Genomic DNA, 1,123 nt, shown 5'->3' with positions numbered 1-1,123 from the left:
CTTCGCGCGGCGGTTGGCGGCCCGACACCCACGACCCTCGCCGCCGCCCCCGCCCCGGTCTTCGGCCGCAAGGACGCGCAGCCGGCCATGTGGGGCTTGCGCGTGGCGGGGCGGAAGTGCCGCTGCGCGCCCACGACGTCCCGTCCGACCGGAGCAGCATCGGGGCCGCGTTCCCCGGGACCGGGCCGGACGCTGAACCCCGCGCGCCACCTCGCGGCTCACCTCGCCGCGGACGCCTCGTGGAGACGTCCCCGGCCTCGTGCACGAGCCGCCACGCGTCGGGCAGACACCCGCCGCGACGCCCGTGCGGTCGCGCCCCTGACGCGCGCTCCGAGACGCGCCCCGCGCATCGCGGAAACCTGCGCCCCGCCTTCATCTTTCCGAAAATACGCGCCGGACCGGAGGTCCGGGCGCCGTCGAGGGGCTCCAAGCCCCTCGGCGGCGCTTCCCCCCGGCGACGGCGCAGCCGGCGCAAATCCTCCAGCCCGGCGACAGCGCAGCCGGCGCAAACCCAGACAGCGGGCGACGCCGAAGGCGGCGCAATCCCTCAGTGGTTGTCGCGCGGGAGGTCTCTCGCGATGCGCTGGTAGGCCGTGGCGAGCTCGAGGCAGCCGCCATCGGCGAGCTGGCCCACGTGGCGGCGGTAGAGCTCCTGCCAGGGCGTCTGGTGATGCAGCTCGGGCGGCACCCATTCGCCGCGCCGCGCCGCCCATTCCGCGTCGGGCACCAGCGCGTCGAGCCGTGCGGCGTCGAGGTCGAGGCGCACCCGGTCCCCGGTCCTGAGGAGCGCGAGGCCGCCGCCCACGGCCGCCTCGGGCGAGGCGTTCAGGATCGAGGGGCTTTCCGACGTGCCCGACTGCCGCCCGTCGCCCACCGTCGGCAGGTGCCGCACGCCCTCGCGGATCATCGCGTCCGGGGGCTGCATGTTCACCACCTCGGCCGAGCCGGGATAGCCGACGCAGCCCACGCCCCGGATGAAGAGGATCGTCTCCTCGTCGATGCCGAGACCCGCGTCGTTGATCCGGTCGTGGTAGTCTTCGGGCCCCTCGAAGACGACCGCACGCGCCTCGAAGACGCCGCCCTTGAGGAAGCGGCGGCGGAAGTCGTCGCTGATGACCGAGGT

1 pseudogene is annotated in these 1,123 nt (G+C 75.0%); it reads right to left on the bottom strand.

Going from position 1 to position 1,123, the window contains the following annotated elements:
* Window positions 1-547 precede the first annotated feature (547 nt).
* Window positions 548-1,123: pseudogene (locus ACTS11_RS17975) on the bottom strand (dihydroxy-acid dehydratase); the annotation flags it as partial.

Origin of the sequence: Roseicyclus sp. (assembly GCF_052168335.1) — a bacterium.
In the GTDB taxonomy this organism is placed as follows: domain Bacteria; phylum Pseudomonadota; class Alphaproteobacteria; order Rhodobacterales; family Rhodobacteraceae; genus Roseibacterium.
This window is presented reverse-complemented; position numbering and strand designations above follow the sequence as displayed.